Origin of the sequence: Micromonospora sp. HM5-17, assembly GCF_003762835.1 — a bacterium.
Taxonomy (GTDB): Bacteria; Actinomycetota; Actinomycetes; order Mycobacteriales; family Micromonosporaceae; genus Plantactinospora.
In genome coordinates, this window is sequence record NZ_RJWA01000001.1 from 506,849 (window position 1) to 527,962 (window position 21,114).

Annotated in this window: 18 protein-coding genes; 10 read left to right on the forward strand and 8 right to left on the reverse strand. The window is 72.4% G+C overall.

Annotation, left to right across the window (positions count from 1 at the left end):
- Positions 1-56 precede the first annotated feature (56 nt).
- Together EF879_RS02330 and EF879_RS02335 are read right to left on the reverse strand one after the other, a co-directional pair.
- On the reverse strand, positions 57-515 hold the full coding sequence (locus EF879_RS02330) for a YbjQ family protein (protein ID WP_123554154.1): 459 nt from the start codon (positions 513-515) through the stop codon (positions 57-59).
- A gap of 359 nt (positions 516-874) precedes the next feature.
- On the reverse strand, positions 875-1,549 hold the full coding sequence (locus tag EF879_RS02335; protein WP_123554156.1) for a trypsin-like serine protease: 675 nt from the start codon (positions 1,547-1,549) through the stop codon (positions 875-877).
- Between the two features lie 344 nt (positions 1,550-1,893).
- Between EF879_RS02335 and purS the strand changes: the two genes are divergently transcribed.
- From purS to purL, 3 genes are read left to right on the forward strand one after another with little or no spacing between them, the layout of a single operon-like run.
- Complete coding sequence (purS, locus tag EF879_RS02340) at positions 1,894-2,148, forward strand: phosphoribosylformylglycinamidine synthase subunit PurS (protein WP_123554157.1); 255 nt, start codon at positions 1,894-1,896, stop codon at positions 2,146-2,148.
- Positions 2,145-2,828: a phosphoribosylformylglycinamidine synthase subunit PurQ gene (purQ, locus tag EF879_RS02345; RefSeq protein WP_123554160.1), complete on the forward strand. Its 684-nt coding sequence runs from the start codon at positions 2,145-2,147 to the stop codon at positions 2,826-2,828. Before purS ends, purQ begins: the two co-directional genes overlap by 4 nt.
- Positions 2,825-5,434 carry a phosphoribosylformylglycinamidine synthase subunit PurL gene (gene purL, locus EF879_RS02350; protein ID WP_123554162.1) on the forward strand — a complete coding sequence of 870 codons (2,610 nt, stop codon included), beginning with the start codon at positions 2,825-2,827 and terminating at the stop codon, positions 5,432-5,434. The genes purQ and purL overlap by 4 nt, the downstream gene beginning before the upstream one ends.
- Positions 5,435-5,675: 241 nt before the next feature.
- Here the strand turns inward: purL and EF879_RS02355 are convergent, their stop codons facing one another.
- Positions 5,676-7,496, reverse strand: a complete 1,821-nt coding sequence (locus EF879_RS02355) for a carboxypeptidase-like regulatory domain-containing protein (protein WP_233604176.1) — start codon at positions 7,494-7,496, stop codon at positions 5,676-5,678.
- A gap of 265 nt (positions 7,497-7,761) precedes the next feature.
- Between EF879_RS02355 and EF879_RS02360 the strand changes: the two genes are divergently transcribed.
- The 5 genes from EF879_RS02360 to amcA all read left to right on the forward strand — a co-directional run bounded on the left by EF879_RS02360 (position 7,762) and on the right by amcA (position 12,686).
- Entirely contained in the window at positions 7,762-8,115 is a 354-nt protein-coding gene (locus tag EF879_RS02360; RefSeq protein WP_370375435.1) for a sterol carrier family protein, read from the forward strand.
- Between the two features lie 147 nt (positions 8,116-8,262).
- Complete coding sequence (gene purF / locus EF879_RS02365) at positions 8,263-9,840, forward strand: amidophosphoribosyltransferase (protein WP_233604177.1); 1,578 nt, start codon at positions 8,263-8,265, stop codon at positions 9,838-9,840.
- Positions 9,841-9,985: 145 nt separating this feature from the next.
- On the forward strand, positions 9,986-11,131 hold the full coding sequence (purM, locus tag EF879_RS02370) for a phosphoribosylformylglycinamidine cyclo-ligase (RefSeq protein ID WP_123554168.1): 1,146 nt from the start codon (positions 9,986-9,988) through the stop codon (positions 11,129-11,131).
- Positions 11,132-11,374: 243 nt separating this feature from the next.
- Entirely contained in the window at positions 11,375-12,478 is a 1,104-nt protein-coding gene (amcB, locus tag EF879_RS02375; protein WP_305036036.1) for a cyclophane-forming radical SAM peptide maturase AmcB, read from the forward strand.
- Positions 12,447-12,686 carry a multiple cyclophane-containing RiPP AmcA gene (amcA, locus tag EF879_RS02380; protein WP_123554172.1) on the forward strand — a complete coding sequence of 80 codons (240 nt, stop codon included), beginning with the start codon at positions 12,447-12,449 and terminating at the stop codon, positions 12,684-12,686. Before amcB ends, amcA begins: the two co-directional genes overlap by 32 nt.
- A gap of 355 nt (positions 12,687-13,041) precedes the next feature.
- On the opposite strand, the gene EF879_RS02390 is transcribed toward amcA, so the two are convergent.
- Positions 13,042-13,260 carry a DUF3073 domain-containing protein gene (locus tag EF879_RS02390; RefSeq protein ID WP_123554176.1) on the reverse strand — a complete coding sequence of 73 codons (219 nt, stop codon included), beginning with the start codon at positions 13,258-13,260 and terminating at the stop codon, positions 13,042-13,044.
- 421 nt (positions 13,261-13,681) lie between these two features.
- Entirely contained in the window at positions 13,682-14,764 is a 1,083-nt protein-coding gene (locus tag EF879_RS02395) for a Glu/Leu/Phe/Val dehydrogenase (protein WP_123554178.1), read from the reverse strand.
- A 302-nt stretch (positions 14,765-15,066) separates the two neighbouring features.
- On the opposite strand from EF879_RS02395, the gene EF879_RS02400 reads away from it, so the two are divergent.
- Complete coding sequence (locus tag EF879_RS02400; RefSeq protein WP_123554180.1) at positions 15,067-15,906, forward strand: hypothetical protein; 840 nt, start codon at positions 15,067-15,069, stop codon at positions 15,904-15,906.
- Between the two features lie 265 nt (positions 15,907-16,171).
- Positions 16,172-16,381, forward strand: coding sequence for a BldC family transcriptional regulator (locus tag EF879_RS02405; protein ID WP_007073996.1), 210 nt, complete (start codon positions 16,172-16,174; stop codon positions 16,379-16,381).
- 152 nt (positions 16,382-16,533) lie between these two features.
- Here EF879_RS02405 and EF879_RS02410 read toward each other — a convergent pair whose 3' ends face one another.
- The 3 genes from EF879_RS02410 to EF879_RS02420 form a co-directional block, all read right to left on the reverse strand.
- The gene (locus EF879_RS02410) at positions 16,534-17,250 is read right to left on the reverse strand and encodes an ABC transporter ATP-binding protein (RefSeq protein WP_123555270.1); all 717 of its coding nucleotides are present in this window, start codon (positions 17,248-17,250) and stop codon (positions 16,534-16,536) included.
- A 65-nt stretch (positions 17,251-17,315) separates the two neighbouring features.
- A complete protein-coding gene (locus EF879_RS02415; RefSeq protein ID WP_123554182.1) occupies positions 17,316-18,365 on the reverse strand; it encodes an ABC transporter ATP-binding protein in 1,050 nt (349 codons plus the stop codon).
- Positions 18,365-21,106 (reverse strand): FtsX-like permease family protein, encoded by a 2,742-nt coding sequence (locus EF879_RS02420; RefSeq protein ID WP_123554185.1) that lies wholly within the window; start codon positions 21,104-21,106, stop codon positions 18,365-18,367. Before EF879_RS02420 ends, EF879_RS02415 begins: the two co-directional genes overlap by 1 nt.
- Positions 21,107-21,114: the final 8 nt, after the last annotated feature.

The following is a 21,114-nucleotide window of genomic DNA, read 5'->3' on the forward strand; positions in this document are numbered from 1 at the left end:
TCTGACACCCGGTACACCCCGGGACGGGCACGGCGGCGGCGTCGGCCCGGGCCGGCTCAGTCGCGCGGGGTCGGGGTGCCGGCGGCGCTGCCGAGGTCCGGCGCGCTCGGCGGCTCCGCGATGGCGCCGGAGTCGAGCGGCTCGGCCCGGTGGGCGGTCTCCGCGGCCACCTTCGGCTGGTCGGTCGGCGGGTTCTCCACCGGCTGTCGGACGGCGACCACCGCGGTGCCGTACGCGCAGAGTTCCATCCACAGCTCGCCGACGTCACGGTGGTCGAACCGCATCCCGATCACGGCGTTGGCGCCGAGCCGGGTCGCCTCCTCGCCCAACTGCTGTACGGCGTCGGTCCGCCAACGGGTCAGGTTTTCGGGGGCTTTGGGGTCGTAGGCGCCACCCCGGAGGCTCTTCACTCCCTCGCGGTACGGGTTGCGGGTGCGGGCCTGACACGAAACGACTTCGCCGAGTACTGCGCGGATCTCGTACCCCGGTAGGTGATCCGTCGTCACGATCAGCACAGCCTGATGCTGGCAGAGCGGGCCAGAGCGGTTTGCGAAGCTGGTTCACATCGCCGCACTCTGCGAAACGGGCCGGCGGCACCGAAAGGCACCGGTCGCGGCCGGGAGTGTCCCGGCCGCCTGGAACGGCACGGACCTGCGGTAACGGTCCCGTCGACCGGTAACCCGCCCAGTCTGGCCGTAGCCCACGGGTTCCCGGGTAAAGCGCGCAGACGCGGCGACGAGCGGCCGGACCGGCCGGAACGACCGGGGCGGGAACGGACCGCAGGGCGACGAACGGCGTGGCGCGGACGCCCCCGGCCGGAGGGCCGGGAACGTCCGCGCCGTACCCCTGAGGAGGGTGCGGAGGAGGCCGTTGGCTAGACCCCGGCCACCGAGGCGATCCAGGACCGGTTGTAGGCGACGCTGCCGTAGTTCTGGATGCTCACGCCGTCAGCGGTGGAGGCCACCCCGACCTGGGCGCCGTTGTAGAACTGCGGCCCGCCGGAGTCACCCCGCCAGGCGTTGCCGCTGATCCGGGTGCTCCGGATCGCCCGCCCGCCGTACGCGTCGGTGACGGTGGTGCTGGTCACCTGTACGGTGGCCGTCTTGAGCTGGCTGGACGCCGAGCAGCCGCTGTAGCAGGTCATGCCCCAGCCGTAGATCGAGTTGGTCGAACCGACCGGCGGGTAGCTGCTGGAGAGGGTGACGTACGTGGTGTTGATCGACGTGGAGAGGTAGAGCAGGGCGAGGTCGTACCGGGCGTAGCTGGCTGACACGCCGCTGGTGACGCCGCCGGAGGATCGGTAGACGCTCCCCACCCGCACCGACATCGTGCCGCTGACACAGTGCCGGGCGGTGAGGACCCAGCGCGGCGCGATGATCGTGCCGGAGCAGGTGAACGAGCCGTTGCTGAAGACGGCCGCCGCCCAGGGGGCCGAGGAGACCGTGCCGCCGCCGATGATCGGTGCGGGCGCGGCGGAGGCGGCGGTCGGTGCGACGAGCACGCCGACCAGGGCGGTGGCGAGCATCACCACAGTACGACGAAGACGCATGGTTGGGCTCCTTCCGGGGGGTACACCCGGGTTCACCGGGTCGGTTGAGCCGCCGCCGGCGGGGGGATGTCCGCCGTACGGATCTGGACCGTCAACGTTCGGCTCGGGAGACCGGACGTTTGACGCCACACGCTAGGCCGTTCGTCACCTATTCACAAGGGTGAACCTCTGGGGTCGATTTCGGACCGCACCGCCCCGATGCCCGGATCGCACGGCCACGCGAGCCCGTCTCGGCCCTCCCACCGGCCGGCCCGTGCGTCAACTGCCTGGTCTGCCGGGTACGCTGGCTGCGCTCGCCCCATCGTGGGCCGGCACCCAACTGCGTACACAGTCAGGAGTGCCCAGTGCCTCGCGTCGTCGTCGACGTCATGCTCAAGCCGGAGATTCTCGATCCTCAGGGCCAGGCCGTCGCGAACGCGCTGCCGAGGCTCGGAGTCACGGACGTGTCCTCCGTGCGCATCGGCCGGCGGATCGAGATCGAGTTCTCCGGGCAGCCGGACCTGGATCGCGCCCGGGAGATCGCGGACAAGCTGCTGGCCAACCCGGTGATCGAGGACTACACGGTCCGCCTCGCGGACGCGGAGGAGAGCACTCCATGACCGCCCGGATCGGTGTGGTGACGTTCCCCGGCTCCCTCGACGACCGGGACGCCGCGCGCGCGGTGCGGATCGCCGGCGCCGAGGCGGTGCCGCTCTGGCACGACGACCCGAACCTGCACGGTGTCGACGCCGTCGTGCTGCCCGGCGGCTTCTCCTACGGCGACTACCTGCGATGCGGCGCCATCGCCCGGTTCGCCCCCGTGATGGAGACGATCGCAGCCGGGGCCCGGGACGGCCTGCCGGTGCTCGGCATCTGCAACGGGTTCCAGATCCTCTGCGAGGCGCACCTGTTGCCCGGGGCGTTGACCCGCAACCAGCACCTGCACTTCCGCAACCGCGACCAGTGGCTGCGCGTCGAGTCCGCCGGCACCGCCTGGACCAACGCGTTCCAGCCGGGACAGGAGATCCTCGTCCCGGTGAAGAACGGCGAGGGACGCTACGTCGCCGACCAGCGCACCCTCGACGAACTGGAGGCGACCGGTCGGGTCGTCGTCCGGTACGTGTACGGCAACCCGAACGGGTCGCAGCGGGACATCGCCGGCATCACCAACGAGGCCGGTAACGTGGTGGGGCTGATGCCGCACCCGGAGCACGCCGTGGAGGCGTTGACCGGCCCCTCCCTCGACGGGCTCGGCTTCTTCACCTCGATCCTCAAGCACCTGCTGGGAGCGCCGGCATGATCGACCGGAGTGGGGTCCCGGGACAGTCCGGACCCGCCCTCGCCGTACCCCCCTCGCCGCCGGTGAACGTCCCGGACACCGTCGCCCAGGCCGCGGCGACCCCCGGAGACCTCCAGCCCTACACCGAGCTGGGCCTCCGCGACGACGAGTACGACCGGATCCGCCAGATCCTGGGCCGGCGACCGACCCAGTCCGAGCTGGCGATGTACTCGATCATGTGGAGCGAGCACTGCTCCTACAAGTCCAGCAAGGTCCATTTGCGACAGTTCGCCGAGAAGGCGCCGCGCAGCGACCGACTGCTGGCCGGGATCGGCGAGAACGCGGGCGTGGTCCGGGTCTCCGACCGGCTCGCGGTGACCTTCAAGGTCGAGTCCCACAACCACCCGAGCTTCGTCGAGCCGCACCAGGGCGCGGCGACCGGGGTCGGCGGCATCGTCCGGGACATCCTGGCGATGGGCGCCCGACCCGTCGCGGTGATGGATCCGCTGCGCTTCGGCGCCGCCGACCACCCCGACACCGCCCGGGTGCTCCCCGGCGTCGTCGCCGGGATCGGCACGTACGGCAATTGCCTCGGCCTGCCGAACATCGGCGGCGAGGTGGTCTTCGACCCCTGCTACCAGGGCAACCCGCTGGTGAACGCGCTCTGCGTGGGCGTCCTGCCGGTGGAGCGGTTGCAGAACAAGGCCGCGGCCGGGCCCGGCAACGTCGTCGTCCTGCTCGGCGCCAAGACCGGGCGGGACGGCATCGGCGGCGTCTCCGTCCTCGCCAGCGCCACGTTCGACGACGCCAGCGCGCAGCGTCGCCCGTCCGTGCAGGTCGGCGACCCGTTCATGGAGAAGCTTCTCATCGAGGCGTGCCTGGAGCTGTACGACGCCGGGCTCGTCGTCGGCATCCAGGATCTCGGCGGCGCCGGCCTGACCTGTGCCCTGACCGAGACGGCCGCCGCGGCCGGCACCGGCATGCGGGTCTGGCTGGAGCGCGTGCCGCTGCGCGAGGCGTCGATGGAGCCGCACGAGATCCTCGCCAGCGAGTCGCAGGAGCGGATGCTGCTGATCGTCGCCCCGGACAACCTCGACGCGGTGCTGCGGATCGCCGAGAAGTGGGGCGTGCCGGCCAGCGCGATCGGCGAGGTCACCGGCCCCGAGGCGGGCGCCGCGGCGGGTCGGCTGGTCATCACCTGGTACGGCCACACCGTGGTCGACGTACCGCCGGCGTCGCTTGTGGACGACGGCCCGGTGTACGCCCGTCCGATGCGTGAGCCCGCCGACCTGATCCTGCTCCAGGCGGACCGGGCCGAGACCCTGCCCCGCCCGTCGACCCCGGAGGCGCTCCGCGAGACCGTGCTGCGGATGATCGCGTCGCCCAACCTCTGCGACAAGACCTGGATCACCGAGCAGTACGACCGCTACGTCCTCGGCAACACCGTGCTGGCGCAGCCCGAGGACGCCGGGGTGATCCGGATCGACGAGGAGACCGGACTCGGCGTGGCGATCTCGGTCGACGGCAACGGCCGGTACACCCGGCTCGACCCGTACCACGGTGCCAAGCTGGCGCTCGCCGAGGCGTACCGGAACGTGGCGGTGACCGGCGCGAAGCCGGTCGCGGTGACCGACTGCCTCAACTTCGGCTCGCCCGAGGACCCGGCGGTGATGTGGCAGTTCGCCGAGGCCGTGCGCGGGCTGGCGGACGGCTGCGCCGAGCTGGGCATCCCGGTCACCGGCGGCAACGTCAGCTTCTACAACCAGACCGGCGCGGCGGCGATCCATCCCACCCCGGTCGTCGGCGTGCTCGGCGTGCTCGAGGACGTCAGCCAGCGGGTGCCGATGGGCTTCGCCCGGACCACGGGCACGGACCACGACCTGATCTTCCTGCTTGGCGAGACCCGGCTGGAACTGTCCGGCTCCGAGTGGGCCTGGGTGACCCACGGCCACCTCGGTGGGGTGCCGCCTCGGGTGGACCTGGCGGCCGAGCGTGCCCTCGCCGAACTCATCGCCGAGGCGGCCCGGGTCGGGCACCTGCGGTCGGCGCACGACCTCTCCGACGGCGGGCTGGCCCAGGCGCTCGTCGAGTCGATGCTGCGGTACAACGTCGGGGCGCGGATCGCGGTGCCGGAGGGCTTCACCACCGGGTCGATGCCGTTCGTCTTCCTGTTCAGCGAGTCGGCCGGCCGGGCGATGGTCGCGGTGCCGCTCGGGCACGAGAAGGCGTTCACCGCGCTCTGCGCCGAGCGGGGCGTGCCGTGGACCCTGATCGGGGTGACCGACGCCGCCGGCGGCGAACTGGAGGTACGCGGCCAGTTCACCATCGGTCTCGACGAGCTGCGGGCCGCGTATTCCGGCACCCTGCCGGCCCTCTTCGACGCCCCTGCCCCGCCGACCCCGCCGCCGGCGCCGGAGCAACCCTCCGCCGAGCCGCTGCCGACCGGTCCGGCGGCTGCCGCCCCGACGGCCGAGGCGGAGGCTGCCGTGCCGGTGGTCGAGCCGGCGGCGGACCCGGTGAGCACCCCCGTGCCGGTGGTCGAGGCGGTGCCCGCGGCGGCCGGGCCTGAGCCGGGTACCGCCGAGCCGGCGGCGACCGAGCCCGGGTCGGATCCCACCCCACGGTGACCGCGGCCGGGTCGGCGCCGGTCGGAGGCCCGACCGGCCCGGATCCGGCGGCGGCGGGGGACAGGACCGGCACGCCGGAGGCGGCGGGCGAAAGCTTCGTCGTCCCGACGCAGCCGACCGGCGGGTCCGACGAGCACGCGGCAGAGGTCCAGCCGACGGGCGGGGCGCGAACGAACGGAAGGGGCCGGATCCGGCAACGCGGATCCGGCCCCTTTTCACGCCGTCGACACGGCTGTGCTGCTCAGTCGTCCAGCCAGTCCAGGGAACGGCGCTCCCCACGGCCACCCTGGTGCGGCACACCGGAACGGCTGTGCCCGCCGGCCCGGGACGAGTCGTCGTAGTAGCCGCCCTGCTGGTCGTAGCCGCGGTCGTCGTAACCGCCCTGGTCGTCGTAGCCGCCCCGGCCCCGCTGGTCGTAACCGGCGCCGGTGGTCGGCTGGTCGTACCCGCCGCGGTCGTCGTAACCCTGCTGGCCGTATCCGCCGGCCCGGGTCTGGTAGTCGTCACCGTAGCCGTCGTCGCCCCGGCCGTAGCCGCCCTGGTCGTCGTAGCCGCCGCGACCGCCGCCGTGGGTCGTACCGTCGTCGTAGCCGCCGCCCTGGTCGTAGCGCTGGGTCGCGTCGTAGCCACCCGCGCCCGAGGTGGGACCGTAGCCACCGGAGTCGTACGGGTCGGCCGGCGGCCCGTAGTCGTCGTCGCGGCCGGTGTAGCGCCCGGTCGGCTCGTCGTACCGGTCGTCGTAGCCGTCCCCGCCCGACCGGTAGCCCCCACCCGAGACCGGAGCGCCGTAGCCGGCACCCGCACCGGAACCGGGCGCGTTGCCGTACCCGGGGCCGGAGGCCGGGGCGGCACCGTAGCCGCCCGCGCCCGATCCGGGAGCCGCCCCGTACGCCCCGGCACCGGAGCCGGGCCGGCCGCCGTAGCCGCCGTCCTCGTCCCAGCCCCGCTGCGGCCCGCCACCGCCGTAGCCGGGCGGACCCGACTGCGGGTTCGGCAGCGGCGCGCCGTACGGGTCCGGAAACTCGTCATCGACCAGCGGGGCGTTGTGCATCATCGTCGGGGCGTCCGCCAGGGACGGCCCGGTGACCATGGTGGCGTCCGAGGCGCCGCCCGCGGCCCGGTTGGTGACCCGGGTCGGCTCGTCGGAGTAGCCCCGGCCGGCCGCCGCCGACCCGGCCCGCGGGCCGTCGGGCCCGTCCTCGTCACCCTCTTCCTTGCGCCGCATCAGCAGCAGCACGATGGCACCGACGCCGAGGGCGACCAGCAGACCGCCGGCGAGGATCAACAGCAGGGAACCGGTGCCCCCGCCGTCAGACTCGTTGCTCGCGGGGTTCTGGTCGCCGTCGGCGGCCGCCTCCGTCGGCTCATCCTCGGTCGCCTCCTCCTCTTCGGCGTCCGGGTCCTCGGTCGCCTCCTCGGCCGGCGTGGCCGAGGCGCTCGGTTCGGCGGCGGCGAGCGCGAGGCTGATGTTGCGGCCGGTGACCCGCTGGCCGTTGGCGCCGTTCACCGTCAGGGTCTCGGTCACACCATCCTTGGTGGCCCGGAGTTCGAGCGAGCCGGGTGTGATGGGGTTGCTCTCCGAACCGGTGAACCGGAAGGTGCCGCTGCTGCTCGTGCTCTTGGTGTACGTGTGGCCCTGGGAGTCGCGCAGCCGGACCGAGGCACCACTGACCGCCTCGCCGGTCGTCCCGTTGACGACCTTCCCCGAGACCTCGGCGACCGTCTGGACCTCCGGTATCTCCGGGCCCCTGACGGTGATGCTCCGGCTCGCGCTGCCGCTGTCGTCGCCGATCTGCACGGTGATCTGGATCGAGCCGGACCGCTCCTGCCCCGCCGCGACGTTCCCGGCCTTCAGGGTGGCGCTGTAGCTCTTCGTGTCGCCCGCCGGGATCGTGTCGGTGAAGTCGCAGTTGTTCGTGCACCGCAGCTCGCCGAACGAGGAGCTGACCCGGATGTTGGCGGAGGGGGTGCCAGACAAGAGACCGTTGTTGTTCCTGACGGAGAACGTCAGTGTCGTGGTCTGGCCGGAGTTCAGACTGGCGTTGACGCTGGTGATGGTCACCGTGGGGTCTTCGGCCAAAGCTGGTGTGGCGGGGGTAGCGAAGATTGCGCTGGCTGCCAGCGCCACGACCACACCGGCTCGCGGTATCCAGGCTCGTCGGTGTGCTGTCACGTCCACCGCCTTCCGGTTCACCTGTCGCCGACCCGTCGCCGGCTGAGGATTAACCCATACGACTACACCGTCGGCAACTATGCCTTGTCCAATGGGACGAGCGCGACCCAGGGGCGCCGGGAAATGCCGCGAAGTCGGGCCGTATCGTCCCGGTGTGTCCTCCGAACACAATATGTCCCCGGCCGTCTCGACCGTACTGGCGGACCTGGAGGCCGGGCGGACGCCGGACCGCGTCACCCTACGGGACGCCGTCCGTCTTCTCCTGTCCGACCTGGCGAAACGTGCGCCTGGCCGGGCGGTCGAGGTACGCGTGCCACCCTATGGTGCGATCCAGTGCTGCGCCGGTCCGCGACACACCCGGGGTACGCCGCCGAACGTGGTCGAGATGGCGCCGACGACCTGGATTCTCCTGGCCACCGGCCGGCTGAGCTGGGCGGCAGCGGTGGCGGATGGTCGGGTGACGACCAGCGGTATTCGTGCGGATATCTCTGGTTTTCTGCCGATTTAGCACTATTCGCTCAGTATTAACCGTTACTGAGGAGAGTCGATACGTGGCTCTCTGTATTGAAGGCGGGTCGCGTACACTGTTGGCGACGAAACTCCGATCACCCGGGCGACAGGCGAGTCCGAGCGAAATCAGCAAAGGGAGCAGCAGGTGCCCCGAGGCGACGGCCGGTTGAGCCATGACCTCGACCCCCAACGACCCGGCCCCCAGGACGCGTGCGGTGTCTTCGGTGTCTGGGCACCGGGGGAGGAGGTGGCGAAGCTCACGTATTTCGGTCTCTACGCACTTCAGCACCGCGGCCAGGAAGCGGCCGGAATCGCCGTCAGCGATGGCTCGGGCGTGGTGGTCTACAAGGACCTCGGGTTGGTCGCCCAGGTCTTCGACGAGCCGACCCTCGCCAGCCTCCGCGGTCACCTCGCGATCGGGCACACCCGCTACTCCACCACCGGTGGCTCCACCTGGGAGAACGCCCAGCCGACCATCCGGGCCACCAGCGCCGGCACCACCATCGCCCTGGCCCACAACGGCAACCTCGTCAACACCGCCGAACTGGCCCGGCAGGTCGCCGAGCGCGGCGTGGACCCGGACGGGTCGACCTCCGACACCGCCCTGGTGACCATGCTCCTGGCCAGCCGGCCGGACCTCTCGGTCGAGGCGGCCGCGCTCGAGGTCCTTCCCACCCTCCGGGGCGCGTTCAGCCTCGTCTTCATGGACGAGACCACCCTCTACGCCGCCCGGGACGCGTACGGCGTACGGCCACTGGTCCTCGGCCGGCTCGAGCGGGGCTGGGTGGTGGCGAGCGAGACGGCCGCGTTGGACATCGTCGGCGCCGGCGTCGTCCGGGAGATCGAGCCGGGCGAGCTGATCGCCATCGACGAGCACGGGCTCCGTTCGGCCCGGTTCGCGGCGCCGGACCCGAAGGGCTGCCTCTTCGAGTACGTCTACATCGCCCGGCCGGACACCACCATCGCCGGCCGTACCATCCACGCCGCCCGGGTCGCCATCGGTCGGCAGCTCGCCCGGGAACACCCGGTCGACGCCGACCTCGTGATCCCGGTCCCCGAGTCGGGCACCCCGGCGGCGATCGGGTACGCCGCGGAGTCCGGCATCACGTACGGCGCCGGCCTGATGAAGAACCCCTACGTCGGCCGTACCTTCATCCAGCCGTCGCAGACCCTTCGCCAGCTCGGCATCCGACTCAAGCTCAACCCGGTACGGGAGAACGTCCGGGGCAAGCGGCTGGTCGTCGTGGACGACTCGATCGTGCGGGGCAACACCCAACGGGCGATCGTCCGGATGTTGCGGGAGGCCGGCGCGCTGGAGGTACACGTCCGCATCTCCTCGCCGCCGGTGAGCTGGCCGTGCTTCTACGGCATCGACTTCGCGACCCGTGCCGAGCTGCTGGCCAGCGGGCTGGACAACGAGGGCATCCGGCGCTCGATCGGCGCCGACACCCTCGGGTACGTCTCGCTGGAGGGCCTCGTCGCGGCGACCGAACAACCAAAGTCCCGGCTCTGTCGGGCCTGTTTCGACGGTGAGTACCCGATCGAGCTCCCCGCCGGGAACCTGATCGGCAAGCACGTACTCGAAGGAGTCGACCGTCGGGTCTCCGCCGTGGGTTCGGAGGAGGCGGAGCGTGAGCGTCCGGTCTCGTCCGCCGCCCGCGGCGCGACCGGTCATCCGTTCGTGCACAGTACGGGTGGCGGCGATGTGCCGTCACATGCGTGAGCACCACGTCGGTCGCGACTGACGAGGTCCGACCGGCGCGCAGACCGGCCCGGCCGAGGAGATCCAGACCGGGCAGCAACACCAAGTCGAGCGATCCTCGACCGCGACCGACGCGGCCAGCCGCGACAACCACAAGGGGAGAACCGTGACGCACGTGACCGAGCGCAGTGGTGCAGGAAGCGGGCCGGCTGGCACCCATCAGCCCTGGACGGCGGGGATGGGGCGCGCCGGCCGCAAACGCACGCTGTCGTACGCGGACGCCGGTGTCTCGATCGAGGCGGGCGAACGCGCGGTCGAACTGCTGCGACCGAAGGTGCAGGGCACCCGGCGCCCCGAGGTGATCGGCGACATCGGTGGGTTCGCCGGGCTGTTCCGGCTCGACACCCGGAAGTACCGCAACCCGATCCTGGCCTCCTCCACCGACGGGGTCGGAACCAAGCTGGTCATCGCGCAGCAGATGGACATCCACGACACGGTCGGCATCGACCTGGTCGCCATGGTCGTCGACGACCTCGTCGCCTGCGGCGCGGAGCCCCTCTTCCTGCTCGACTACATCGCCACCGGGGAGGTGGTGCCGGAGAAGGTCGCCGAGATCGGTGCCGGCATCGCCGACGGCTGCCGGTACGCCGGTTGCGCGTTGCTCGGCGGCGAGACCGCGGAGCACCCGGGCGTGCTGCGGCCCGACGAGTACGACATCTCGGCCACCGGGGTCGGCGTGGTCGAGGAGAGCGAGATCCTGCGTCCGGAGCGGGTCGAGGTCGGCGACGTGCTCATCGCGATGGGCTCGTCCGGACTGCACTCGAACGGCTACTCGCTGGTCCGGCACGTCCTGCTCGGCGCCGGTCGGATGCGGCTGGACACGGTGATCGAGGACTTCGGCCGGCAGCGCACCCTGGGCGAGGAGCTGCTGACCCCGACCAAGATCTACGCACAGGACTGCCTCAAGCTGATCGCCGAGGCCGACGTGCGGGCGTTGGCGCACATCACCGGTGGCGGGATTCCCGGCAACCTGGTGCGGGTCCTGCCCGACCACGTCGACGCGGTGGTCAACCGGGCCACCTGGCGGCCTCAGCCGATCTTCGACCTGGTGCAGTCGAAGGGCCGGATCGAGGACCAGGAGATGGAGGCCACCTTCAACATGGGGGTGGGGATGTTCGCCATCGTCTCGGCCGAGGACGCCGACCGGGCCCTGGCCTGCCTGGCCGGGCGCGGGGTCGAGGCGTGGCAGGCCGGCGAGATCATCGAGGGTACCGGCGAGGTGCAGATGATCGGCCAGCACACCCGGGGCTGAGGTCCGCATCCCGGTCCGCACTACGCTCGGTGACGAACCGGGTGCCGATCGGGCCGTACACCCGGTAACTGACGGTTCCGAGAAAAGCACAAATCCCACATCCTCGGAGCGTTGCCTCCAACCTCCGTGATTCTTGGCATACCCGCTCAGGACTTCACCGGAGTGGTCCCCGCCACCTAGCCTGGGGGCACCTCAGGCGCGGTAGGAGGGAGCATGACCGTCCGGCGACCGGAGTTCTCCGGAATGCGGGGGATCGCCCCGGTCCCCAGCTACGTCGTCATGCAGCCGACCACGCTCTGCAATCTCGACTGTGGGTACTGCTACCTCCCGGCTCGGGCGGTGGACCGGCGGATGCCGGTGGCGGTGGCGGAGGCGGTCGCCGCTCCGGTGAACGGCTGGGCCCGCCAGGGCCGGTTCTCGGTCGTGTGGCACGGCGGCGAGCCGCTGGCCGCCGGTCGCGGGCACCTCGGCGCGCTGCTGGCCCCCTTCGACCCGACCGTGGAGCACCACGTCCAGACGAACGCGACCCTGATCGACGACGCCTGGTGCGAGTTCTTCACCGAACACCGGATCCGGGTCAGCGTCAGCGTCGACGGGCCGCGGGAACGGAACCTCGAACGGGTGAGCCGGGGCGGGCGGCCCGCGTACGACCGGATCATGGCCGGGATCGCGGCACTGCGCCGGCACGGCATCCCGTTCTCCGCGCTCTGCGTGGTGAGCCGGCCCGAGCCCGGGCTCGCCGCCGAGCTGTACGACTTCTTCCTGGAGCTCGGCTGCGACGTGCTGGGCATCAACATCGAGGAGACGGAGGGGGTCAACACCCGGAGCAACGCGCACCGGCCTGAGCAGGTCAGCGGCTTCTGGGCCGAACTTGTCGCCGCCTGGCGCCGGGCGCCCCGGATCCACCTACGCGAGGTCGAGTGGTCGCTGCGGTACGCGGCGGCGGTCCTCGACGGCGTGGAGGACGACGTGCTGCCCCGGCAGCTCGACCCCATCCCGACCATCGCGTACGACGGCTCGGTGGTGCTGTTCTCTCCGGAACTCGCCGGCTTCTCAGATCCGGACTACGGCGACTTCACCAGCGGAAACGTCATGGAGACCCCGCTGCCGGACCTTCTGGCCGCGGCCGATCGGACCCGCTGGGTGGCCGAGTTCCTCGCCGGGGTCGAGTCCTGCCGTGCCCAGTGCCCGTACTTCGGGTTCTGCGGAGGTGGACATGCCGCCAACCGTTACTTCGAACACGGGCGTTTCGATGGTACGGAGACCGACCACTGCCGAAATAGCAAGATCCGTCTACTAGAGGGAGTGTTGGATCATGCCCGACACCACGGGCCGACGCCGGCCTGAGCGGACCGAGGCGGGGGTCGGTGACCCGGTGGCCCTCCGGGTCCGGGACGCCCGGGCGGGCCTGACCCTGCTACTTCAGGAGGCGGCGGAGGCGCGGCGGCTCCGGGCCGAGGCGGCGGCCGCGGCCGGGGACGGCGGCGCCGTCTGCGCCTGGAACCACTTCGAGAACATTCCGACGTTCTACAACTGGAACAACCGGCCGCGCTGATCGCCCGGTTCGCGCCGGTGGCCCGGCCAGCCGACGTTGCGGGCGTCACGCCGACGGTACGCGGCCGGCGGAGTCGTCGCGCCCCCGATGCGGGTACGCGGCGCCACCCCGCCGCCGCCCCTGGTCCTCCCCGACCACCACCCGGCAGCGGCGGCCGGAACCTGGAAGAACGCGGACGGAACCCGCCACCGGTCGGAGCCGTGCTCCGACGCGGCAGGTCCGTACCGGCGTGGTGTCCGATCCCGGGAGCACCGCACTGGGGCTCCCGCCAGCCGGTACGCCGACACCGGGCTCTTCGCCGTCTCCGACACGCGTGAGCACGCGGGGTTACCGCGTGCTCAGATGTGACCAGCGGTCAGCGGCGAATTGGAGCCCAGTTGTCCGGGTCGTCGTCCGCGTCGAAATCCTCGTCATCGTCGTCGACGTACTCTTTGTAGTCGTCGTCGAAGTCGTGGTCCGACTTGCGGCTGCCGCCGAGTTCTCGCTGCAAGGCGGCGAGGTCGGTGTTCGGGGAGTGGTACTTCAGCCTCCGGGCCACCTTTGTCTGCTTGGCCTTAGCACGGCCGCGCCCCATGGCTCGACCCCCTCGCACAGAATTCGGGGCAGCCCGAAGGCGGGCCCCGATGACGTCAGGCATCTCTCGTGGCTCTTACGGTACATGGGGATGCCCAGGTTCGGCACCTCGGGTTGCCACCGTCCGTGCCCGCGCGTCGCGGGGACGCCGACCCGCCGCCCGATACCGCCAGGTAAGGGGTCGGTCAGTTACCGGTCGTGACCTTCGTCCCCCGCCGGGCCGGCTGGTACGCCCCGGTCTCATGTCACCGTCTCGGGGCGGCAAAACGGCGAGGTGGCGTTGCTCGTCCGGATCGTCCCGGTTCGTCGGGCGGTCGCCCACCCGGGCCGGCCCGCCGGTCGTCGGCCGGGCGGGCTGTGGGCGGGGGCCGGTGCCGGGGCGGTGGGCCCCGGCCGGTCAGGCGCGGGACCCACGCGGAGCCTCAGCCCAGGTAGATCGTCCGGAGCCGGCCGACCTCGGCCATCCGACGCTCGGCCAGACGGTCGGCCGCGATCGCCGGCGGCACACCCTCGGCGTCGGCGAGCCGGAGGATGTCCCGGGTGGTGTCGTAGATCCGGGTCGCCCGTAGCTTGGCACGCTCGAAGTTGAAGCCCTCGATCTCGTCGGCGACCTGGATCACGCCACCCGCGTTGACCACGTAGTCGGGGGCGTAGAGGATGCCGCGGTCGGCGAGCAGCTTCTCGATGCCGGGGTGGGCGAGCTGGTTGTTCGCCGCCCCGACCACCACCCTGGCCCGCAGCGCCGGCACCGTGGCGTCGTTGAGCGCCCCGCCGAGCGCGCAGGGCGCGTACACGTCGATGTCGGAGGTGATCAACGCCTCCGTGTCGGTGACGAGGTCGACCTGCGGGTACGTCCGGCGGGCCCACTCCAGGGCCCGCTCGTCCACGTCCGTCGCCACCACGGAGGCCCCGTCGTCCAGCAGGTGGGCGGTGAGGTGCTTGCCGACCTTGCCGAGGCCGGCGACGCCGACGCGCCGACCGGCGAGCGTCGGGCTGCCCCAGACGTGCTCGGCCGCGGCGCGCATGCCCTGGAAGACGCCCCAGGCGGTCAGGACGGACGAGTCGCCGGCGCCGCCGTGCTCGACGCTGCGGCCGGTGACGTAGCGGGTCTCCCGGGCGATCACGTCCATGTCCGCGACGTACGTGCCGACGTCGCAGGCGGTGTAGTAGCGGCCGTGCAGCGAGTCGACGAACCGGCCGTACGCCCGCAGCAGGGGCTCGGACTTGATCCGCTCCGGGTCACCCCAGATCACGGCCTTGCCGCCGCCGTGGTCGAGCCCGGCCAGGGCGTTCTTGTACGCCATGCCGCGCGACAGCTCCAGCACGTCACGCAGCGCCTCGGCCTCGGAGGCGTACGGGTAGAACCGCGTGCCGCCGAGCGCGGGGCCGAGCGCGGTCGAGTAGATGGCGATGATCGCCCTGAGTCCGGTCTGCTTGTCCTGGCAGAACACGACCTGCTCGTGGCCGTCGGATTCCTGGCCGTCGGTGCTGGCGAATACGTCCATGGCTCGCTCCTGGTGAGACTGGACGTCCTCGTGGGACGTCGCGGGCGGGGGTTGCCCGGCGGACCGGCGCGGGATGGTGCCGGTCTCACCTGTGAGCGTAATGGTGATCGTGGGGCCCGGAGGAGTGGCTCCGGTGCGTCCGAATGCTGGTCACCGGGGCGTCCCGGTACCGCCGCCGCCACCGGCCCGTGCGGCGGTTTGGCCCGTGTCCGTGGGCCGGTGCGGCGCGTCCCGTGCTGTCCCGTGGAGTCGATCGGAGATGCTGACGACAGGGACGTTCCGTTTCGTGGGAGGATCGCGCCGTGCCGTCGCTCTTCGCTTCCTACCTGCGCGTGTACGAGCCGTTGACCGCCTTCGACCGGGACCGGCAGCTCTTCTGGCGCCGGTACGTCCAGGAGGGCAGAGCGGTGGCCCCGGTGGACGGGCCGGTCCGGCAGCGTACCGCCGTGATCGAGGCGCTGGGGGTGGGCTGGACCCGTCTGCCGGACCTGCCCGAGGAGGCGTACGTCCTGGAGGCCGACGACACGCTGCTGATCTGCCCCTGGAACCTGCGGGTGCGGATCGCCGAGGCGGCGCTGAGCGCCCGGGACGGCGTGCCGCCGGTGCTGGCCGACGCCTTCGTCCCGCCGGTGCTGGCCGGCCAGGCGAAGGCCGTGGTGGAGGACTGGCGCAGCGGCGCCCGGGTGCTGGAGCACGGTGTGCCCCGGCTGCACGAGCAGATCTCCACCTGGGGCGTGCCGCTGCGCTGGTTCGTCTTCGTGGAGCCCGAGGAGCGCGAGCTGACGATCCGGCCGGATCGGCGGGTGCTCCGGTACCGCACGGAGATCTCCAAGGCACGGCGGCGGGCGTCGCGGGCCCTGTCGGTGCTCCGCAAGTCGGTGGGGGACGCGCCGATCACCGAGGCGGTCGAGGAGGGTGCCCGGTGGCTGGAGGAGTTCCACCCGCGGTCGGTGGTGGAACTCGACTACGGCGGCCTGGTTGACCTGCTGTCGGACGAGGCGCTGGCCGCCGACGACTCGCCGGAACTGGTGGCGGCGGGGCTCGCCGCGCTCTCCCGGGGCGACGGGGAGGCCGCCACCGCGGCGTACGAGAAACTCGTGGCGCGCTGGCGGGCGATTCAACTCTTGGAACGTTGCAACTAGTGACCATCGCGACTCGGTGCGCGTTGGGAGCGCGCACAGGTGAGTGCTGCTCGTAATATTGATGTCACGTCCGGCAATCAGCCGTCCGGTTAAGTCTTTTTCTGGTGCAAAAAATGGCCATATTTCGGTCATTGCTCATCCGTCCATCCAAGGACCTTCGGCCGTTCGGCCCATGTCGGACATCGGGGACTAGCCGGACCATGGGAGACGCGTCGGCCGGCGGGACCCCGGCCGATGTCTATAGGCACCTGTGGAGGAGTGACCGATGGCATCGCGTACGCATGAACCTGAGCCGCTGCTCACGCCGGCAGAGGTCGCGTCGATGTTCCGTGTCGACCCGAAGACCGTGACCCGGTGGGCGAAGGCGGGAAAGCTCAGCGCGATTCGCACCCTGGGTGGGCACCGCCGCTACCGCGAGTCGGAGGTTCGCGCCCTGCTGCAGGGGCAGATTCCCCAGCAGCGCCAGGGCGACTGAGGACGCGGCTCACAGATCGACGTCGCTTCAGGGGTGGGGCTGGTACGCCGTACCAACCCACCCCTGAACCGTGTCCGCCGTGGCGCCGGATGGCGACCGGCGGGCCCGGTCGTCCGGTCCCGTGAGGCGAGCGGCCCCGCCAGCGGGGCGGATCAACCCGCGGCGGAGGACGGAGCGGCCGCGGACTCCGCCGCCCCCACCAGCCGCCCGTCCCGCAGCGTCAGCACCCGGTCGGCCAGCTCCACCAGGTTCGGGTCATGGGTCGCCACCAGCGCGGTCATCCCTCGCGCCCGGACCAGCGCCCGGAGCAGGTCCATGATCTCCTGGCCGGTCTCCGAGTCGAGCTGCCCGGTCGGCTCGTCCGCGATCAACAACGGCGGGTCGTTCGCCAGGGCCCGGGCCAGCGCCACCCGCTGCTGCTGCCCGCCCGAGAGCTCGTACGGGCGCTGCGCCGCCTGGGCACCCAGCCCGACCAGTTCCAGCAGCATCGCCACGCGCGCCTCGCGCTCGGCCCGGGGCCGCCTGACCAGCCGCAGCGGTACGCCCACGTTCTCCGCCGCCGAGAGGATCGGGATCAGCCCGAAGGACTGGAAGACGAACCCGATCATCGACCGGTGCAGGTCCAGCAGCTCCCGCGCGCCGGCGGCGGTGACGTCGCGCCCCGCCACGTGGATCCGGCCGGTGGTGGGCCGGTCCAGTCCGCCGACCAGGTTCAGCAACGTGGTCTTGCCCGCGCCGGACCGGCCCCGGACCACCACCAGTTCGCCCCGGCCGACGCGGAACGAGACCTCCCGGAGCGCGTGCACCACCTGGTCGCCGTCGCGGTAGTCGCGCCCCACTCCCTCAACCCGGACCAGCTCCTCGCCCATCGGGCCTCCTTCCTCGCCGGCCGCGCCGCCGTCGCGCCGTGGCCGTCCGCCGCCCCCGACCCGGCTCACCGCATCGTCCGATCGTCGTCGACCCCGCGGCCGTTCTTCGTGGTCGGCTTCGCGCTGCTGGCCTCGCCACCACCGTCCGCCTCGACGTCGCCCGGGCGCACCTCGACGTGGTCCGGTTGCAGGGTGAGCCGAACCCGGTCCCGCAGGCGCAACGCGGTGACGAACGCCGCCGGGAGCTGCATCCGGCCCGAACGGTCCAGCACCGCATATTCCTCGGTGACGACCTCCTCGACCCCGTCGGCGCCGACCCGGGCGGAGCGGCGTACCTCGGAGGCGGTCCGGCCGTCGCGGATCGCGACCGTCCGGCGGACCTGGGTGGCCACGGTCGGGTCGTGGGTCACCACCACGACGGTCACCCCGAGCTCGGCGTTGATGGTCCGCAGCGCGGCGAAGACCTCGGCCCCGGTGGCCTCGTCCAGCTCACCGGTCGGCTCGTCGGCGAAGAGCACCTCCGGATCGTTGGCGACCGCGACCGCCAGCGCGCAGCGCTGCTGCTCACCGCCGCTCATCTGCCCCGGCCGTCGGTCGGCGCAGTGGGCGACCCCGACCATCTCCAGCAGCTCGGTCGCCCGCTGGCGGGCCGCCCGGCCCCGCGGACCGCGGGCCAGCCGCATCGGCAGTTCCACGTTCTCCCGCGCGGTCAGGTACGGCAGCAGGTTGCGGGAGGTCTGCTGCCAGACGAAGCCGACGGCGTGCCGGCGGTACTGCAGCCGCCGCCTCTGCGACATGTTCAGCAGGTCGAAGTCGCCGACCCGGACGACCCCCGCGGTCGGAACGTCCAGCCCGGAGAGGATGTTCAACACCGTCGACTTGCCCGACCCCGAGGCGCCGACGATGGCGAGCAGCTCGCCGCGGTCGACCACCAGATCCAACCCCTGGAGGGCGACCACCTCGACCCCGTCGGTCTTGAAGATCCGGACCAGGCCCTCGCAGACGATGTGTCCGCGCAACCGGTCCGCCCCGCCGGCCCGGGCCGCCGCCCGTTCGATGGCCCGCTGCTGCAGGAGGGCGAGATCGGGTACGGCGCTGCCCGTCGGAGCCACCATCAGTCCTCCTCTCCGAGCCGGAGCACCTCGCCGAGGCGCGTCCGGCGGTTGACCAGGCTCTCGACCCCGAGGGCCGCGAGCAGCGTCACCACCACGAGCAGCGGCACCCCGGCGACCAGGAACGGGTCGACGTGAACCGGCGCCGGCAGACCGCCGGTGAATCTGGTGAGGTCGAGCGCGGGGCCGAGCAGCCGGGGCAGCGCCACCCCGACCAGCCCACCGGCCAGCACGGCGATCCCGACCAGCGGCACCAGCTCGTAGAGGAGCAGGCCGCGTCCCTGCCGCCTGGAGAGCCCCATGGTGCGCAGCCGGGAGAGCACCCGACCCCGCGCGGGCGCCTCGGCCAGGACGGCGAACCCGACCGCCAGCAGCGCCAGGGCGACCGCCCCGGCCACTCCGGTGTGGAAGGTGAAGCTCAGCAGCCGGTTCACCCCGCTGCGTTCCAGGGTCCGCCGGTGCTCCTCCCAGGTCGTGACCGTGACCGGCAACGTCCGTACCTCCTCGATCGGCTTCCCGAGCACCGTCGCCAGGTACGCCCGCTGCCCGGCCTCGGCCGCCGCCGTCAGGGCGGCCGGCGACAGGCCCGCTCCGGCGACGAGGAACTGGTCGGGCCGGACCGGTTGGAAGTCCGGAACCGGCAGAGCCTGCCAGGGCAGGACGACGAAGCGGCGCGCATCGGCCGCCAGCCCCGGGAACGTCGACGCGACGGTGTCGACGGTGAAGGCGTACTGGCGGCCCTGCACCTCGGTCAGGAACACCCCCGGGCCGAGATCCTCGGCGACCTCGGGCGAGACCACCGCCGGCACCGGGCCGTCGAGGCGGCCCGGCCGGGTGAACGCGGGCGGCAGCGGGATGTCGATTCCGCTGTGCGCCAACACCTTGGCCAGGGATGGGCCGTCCATCACCATCACCTGGGCCTGGCCCAGCGACGGTCCGCCCGACCCGTCCGGGTTACGGGAACGCAGCCGCTGGCCCGGCTCGGTGGCCACCCCGCTCACCGCGGTCACCCCGGGCAGCGCGGCGAGCCGGTCGCCGGTCTCCGGCTCGAGGTAGGTGACGCTGACGATCCGGGCGTCGGCCGCCACCTCCCGATCGCTGACCTGGTCCCGTGCCTCGGCGACGGTGCTGGTCACCACGCTGGTGAAGATCCCGGTCGCCACCGCCACCACAAGCACCGCCATGGGGAGGACCGTCACCGGGGCGCCGCGGCCGGCTCGGGCCAACCCGAGGAACGGCACCGCCGTGCGGGCCCGGGCGGCGACCCACAGCAACCCTCGCAGCGGCCACGGCACGATCCGGAGCGCGACCAGCGCGGCGGCCGAGGCGAGCAGGACCGGCACCGACGCGAGGTACGGATCGACCTCGCCGGTCTGGCCCAGCTCGCGTTGCCGGAGCAGCACCACGCCGAGGACGGCGAGCAGCAGCACCACCGCCTCGGCGGTGAGCCGGCGCAGGGAGGGACGGTGCCGGACCAGGTCCCGCCGCTGCCCGACGACGCTCGTCCGACGCTGGCCGACCATCGCCAGCAGCGGTACGGCGAGCGTGGTGCCGACGACCAGCGCCGCCACCAGCGGCAGTTCCACCTCGGCTGGCCGGCCGGGGGCGAGCCGGCCGAGCGCCCAGCCCGCCAGTACGGCGACCGGCAGCACCAGCGCGGTCTCCCGCAGGAACCAACCGCCGACCTCGGAGGCCGAGGCACCCCGGGCCCGGAGCAGGGTCAGCTCCGCGCGGCGCCGCTCCACCACGAGCCCGGCGGCGAGGGCGATCAGCCCGAGCACGGTGGCGAGGATGCCGGCCTGGACGACGGCGACCAGCGCCCGCACCGAGCGAAGCTGGGCGTCGAAGGTGGACAGCGCGGCGTCCAGGCTGGTCGTCAGCCGTGGGCCGTCACCGGTCGCCGCGCGTCGGACCTCTCCGATCGCGGCCATCAGGCCGGGAAGGTGTGTCGTACTGAGCCGCTGCTCGTCGACCCGGTACCGCCAGGTGTAGGTCACGGTCGGCAGCCGCCGCGCGACGTCGGCCAGGCCGGACAGGTCGGTCAGCAGCGGCACCCGCCAGGTCGTCCCGGCGGTCGGGTCCTCGCACGGGACGTCCGCGAGTCGGATTCCGTCCCAGTCCGGTGCCGCCGGATCGACCGGCTGGTAGATCCCGACGATCCGTACCGGCACCGTGCCGGCGCCGAACCCCCGGCCGGTCAGGGTGACCTGGCTGTCCACCCCGAGTCGCAGGACCTCGGCGGCGTCCCGGGAGATCACCGCCTCGACCGTCGAACCGTCGGAGACCGGCCACCGCCCCGCCACCATGGTCGCGACGTGGTCGAGGCCCGGCTGCGCCCGCAGCGGCAGGCTCGCCCGGCAGCCTCCGGAGAGGGCCGGGGAGTCGCCCAGCGCGCGCAGGTCGTCCGGCCCGATCTGACCGGAGAACCACTGCCGGTGAACCAACCCGGGCAGCGGCGCCGTGAGCCCGTCCCGGATCGGGTCGAGTCGGGCCGCGGCGGCCGCCGGATCGATCGGCTCGTGCGGATCCGGGGTACGGGTGAAGATCAGGTCCCGGGACTGGTACGGCAGCCGGTCGACGTCCTGGCTCAACCCCTGGTCGGCGTACCGGTTGGCCAGTCGCGGCGCGCCGGTGGCCAGCAGCGCCGCGACCAGCCCGAGCGCGGCGAGCAGTCCCAGGTGCCCGGCGAAGGCCCGGATCCGGCGCAGCGGCCCGGGGAGCCGCGGTACGGAACGTCGGGTCACCGGCGCTC

Coding starts and splice junctions, on each gene's coding strand:
- EF879_RS02335 (WP_123554156.1), bottom strand. CDS start 1,549: ATGCGTCTTCGTCGTACTGTGGTGATGCTCGCCACCGCCCTGGTCGGC.
- EF879_RS02390 (WP_123554176.1), bottom strand. CDS start 13,260: ATGGGGCGCGGCCGTGCTAAGGCCAAGCAGACAAAGGTGGCCCGGAGG.
- EF879_RS02395 (WP_123554178.1), bottom strand. CDS start 14,764: ATGGACGTATTCGCCAGCACCGACGGCCAGGAATCCGACGGCCACGAG.
- EF879_RS02410 (WP_123555270.1), bottom strand. CDS start 17,250: ATGGGCGAGGAGCTGGTCCGGGTTGAGGGAGTGGGGCGCGACTACCGC.
- amcB (WP_305036036.1), top strand. CDS start 11,375: ATGCGGGGGATCGCCCCGGTCCCCAGCTACGTCGTCATGCAGCCGACC.
- purL (WP_123554162.1), top strand. CDS start 2,825: ATGATCGACCGGAGTGGGGTCCCGGGACAGTCCGGACCCGCCCTCGCC.
- amcA (WP_123554172.1), top strand. CDS start 12,447: ATGCCCGACACCACGGGCCGACGCCGGCCTGAGCGGACCGAGGCGGGG.
- EF879_RS02415 (WP_123554182.1), bottom strand. CDS start 18,365: ATGGTGGCTCCGACGGGCAGCGCCGTACCCGATCTCGCCCTCCTGCAG.
- purQ (WP_123554160.1), top strand. CDS start 2,145: ATGACCGCCCGGATCGGTGTGGTGACGTTCCCCGGCTCCCTCGACGAC.
- EF879_RS02405 (WP_007073996.1), top strand. CDS start 16,172: ATGGCATCGCGTACGCATGAACCTGAGCCGCTGCTCACGCCGGCAGAG.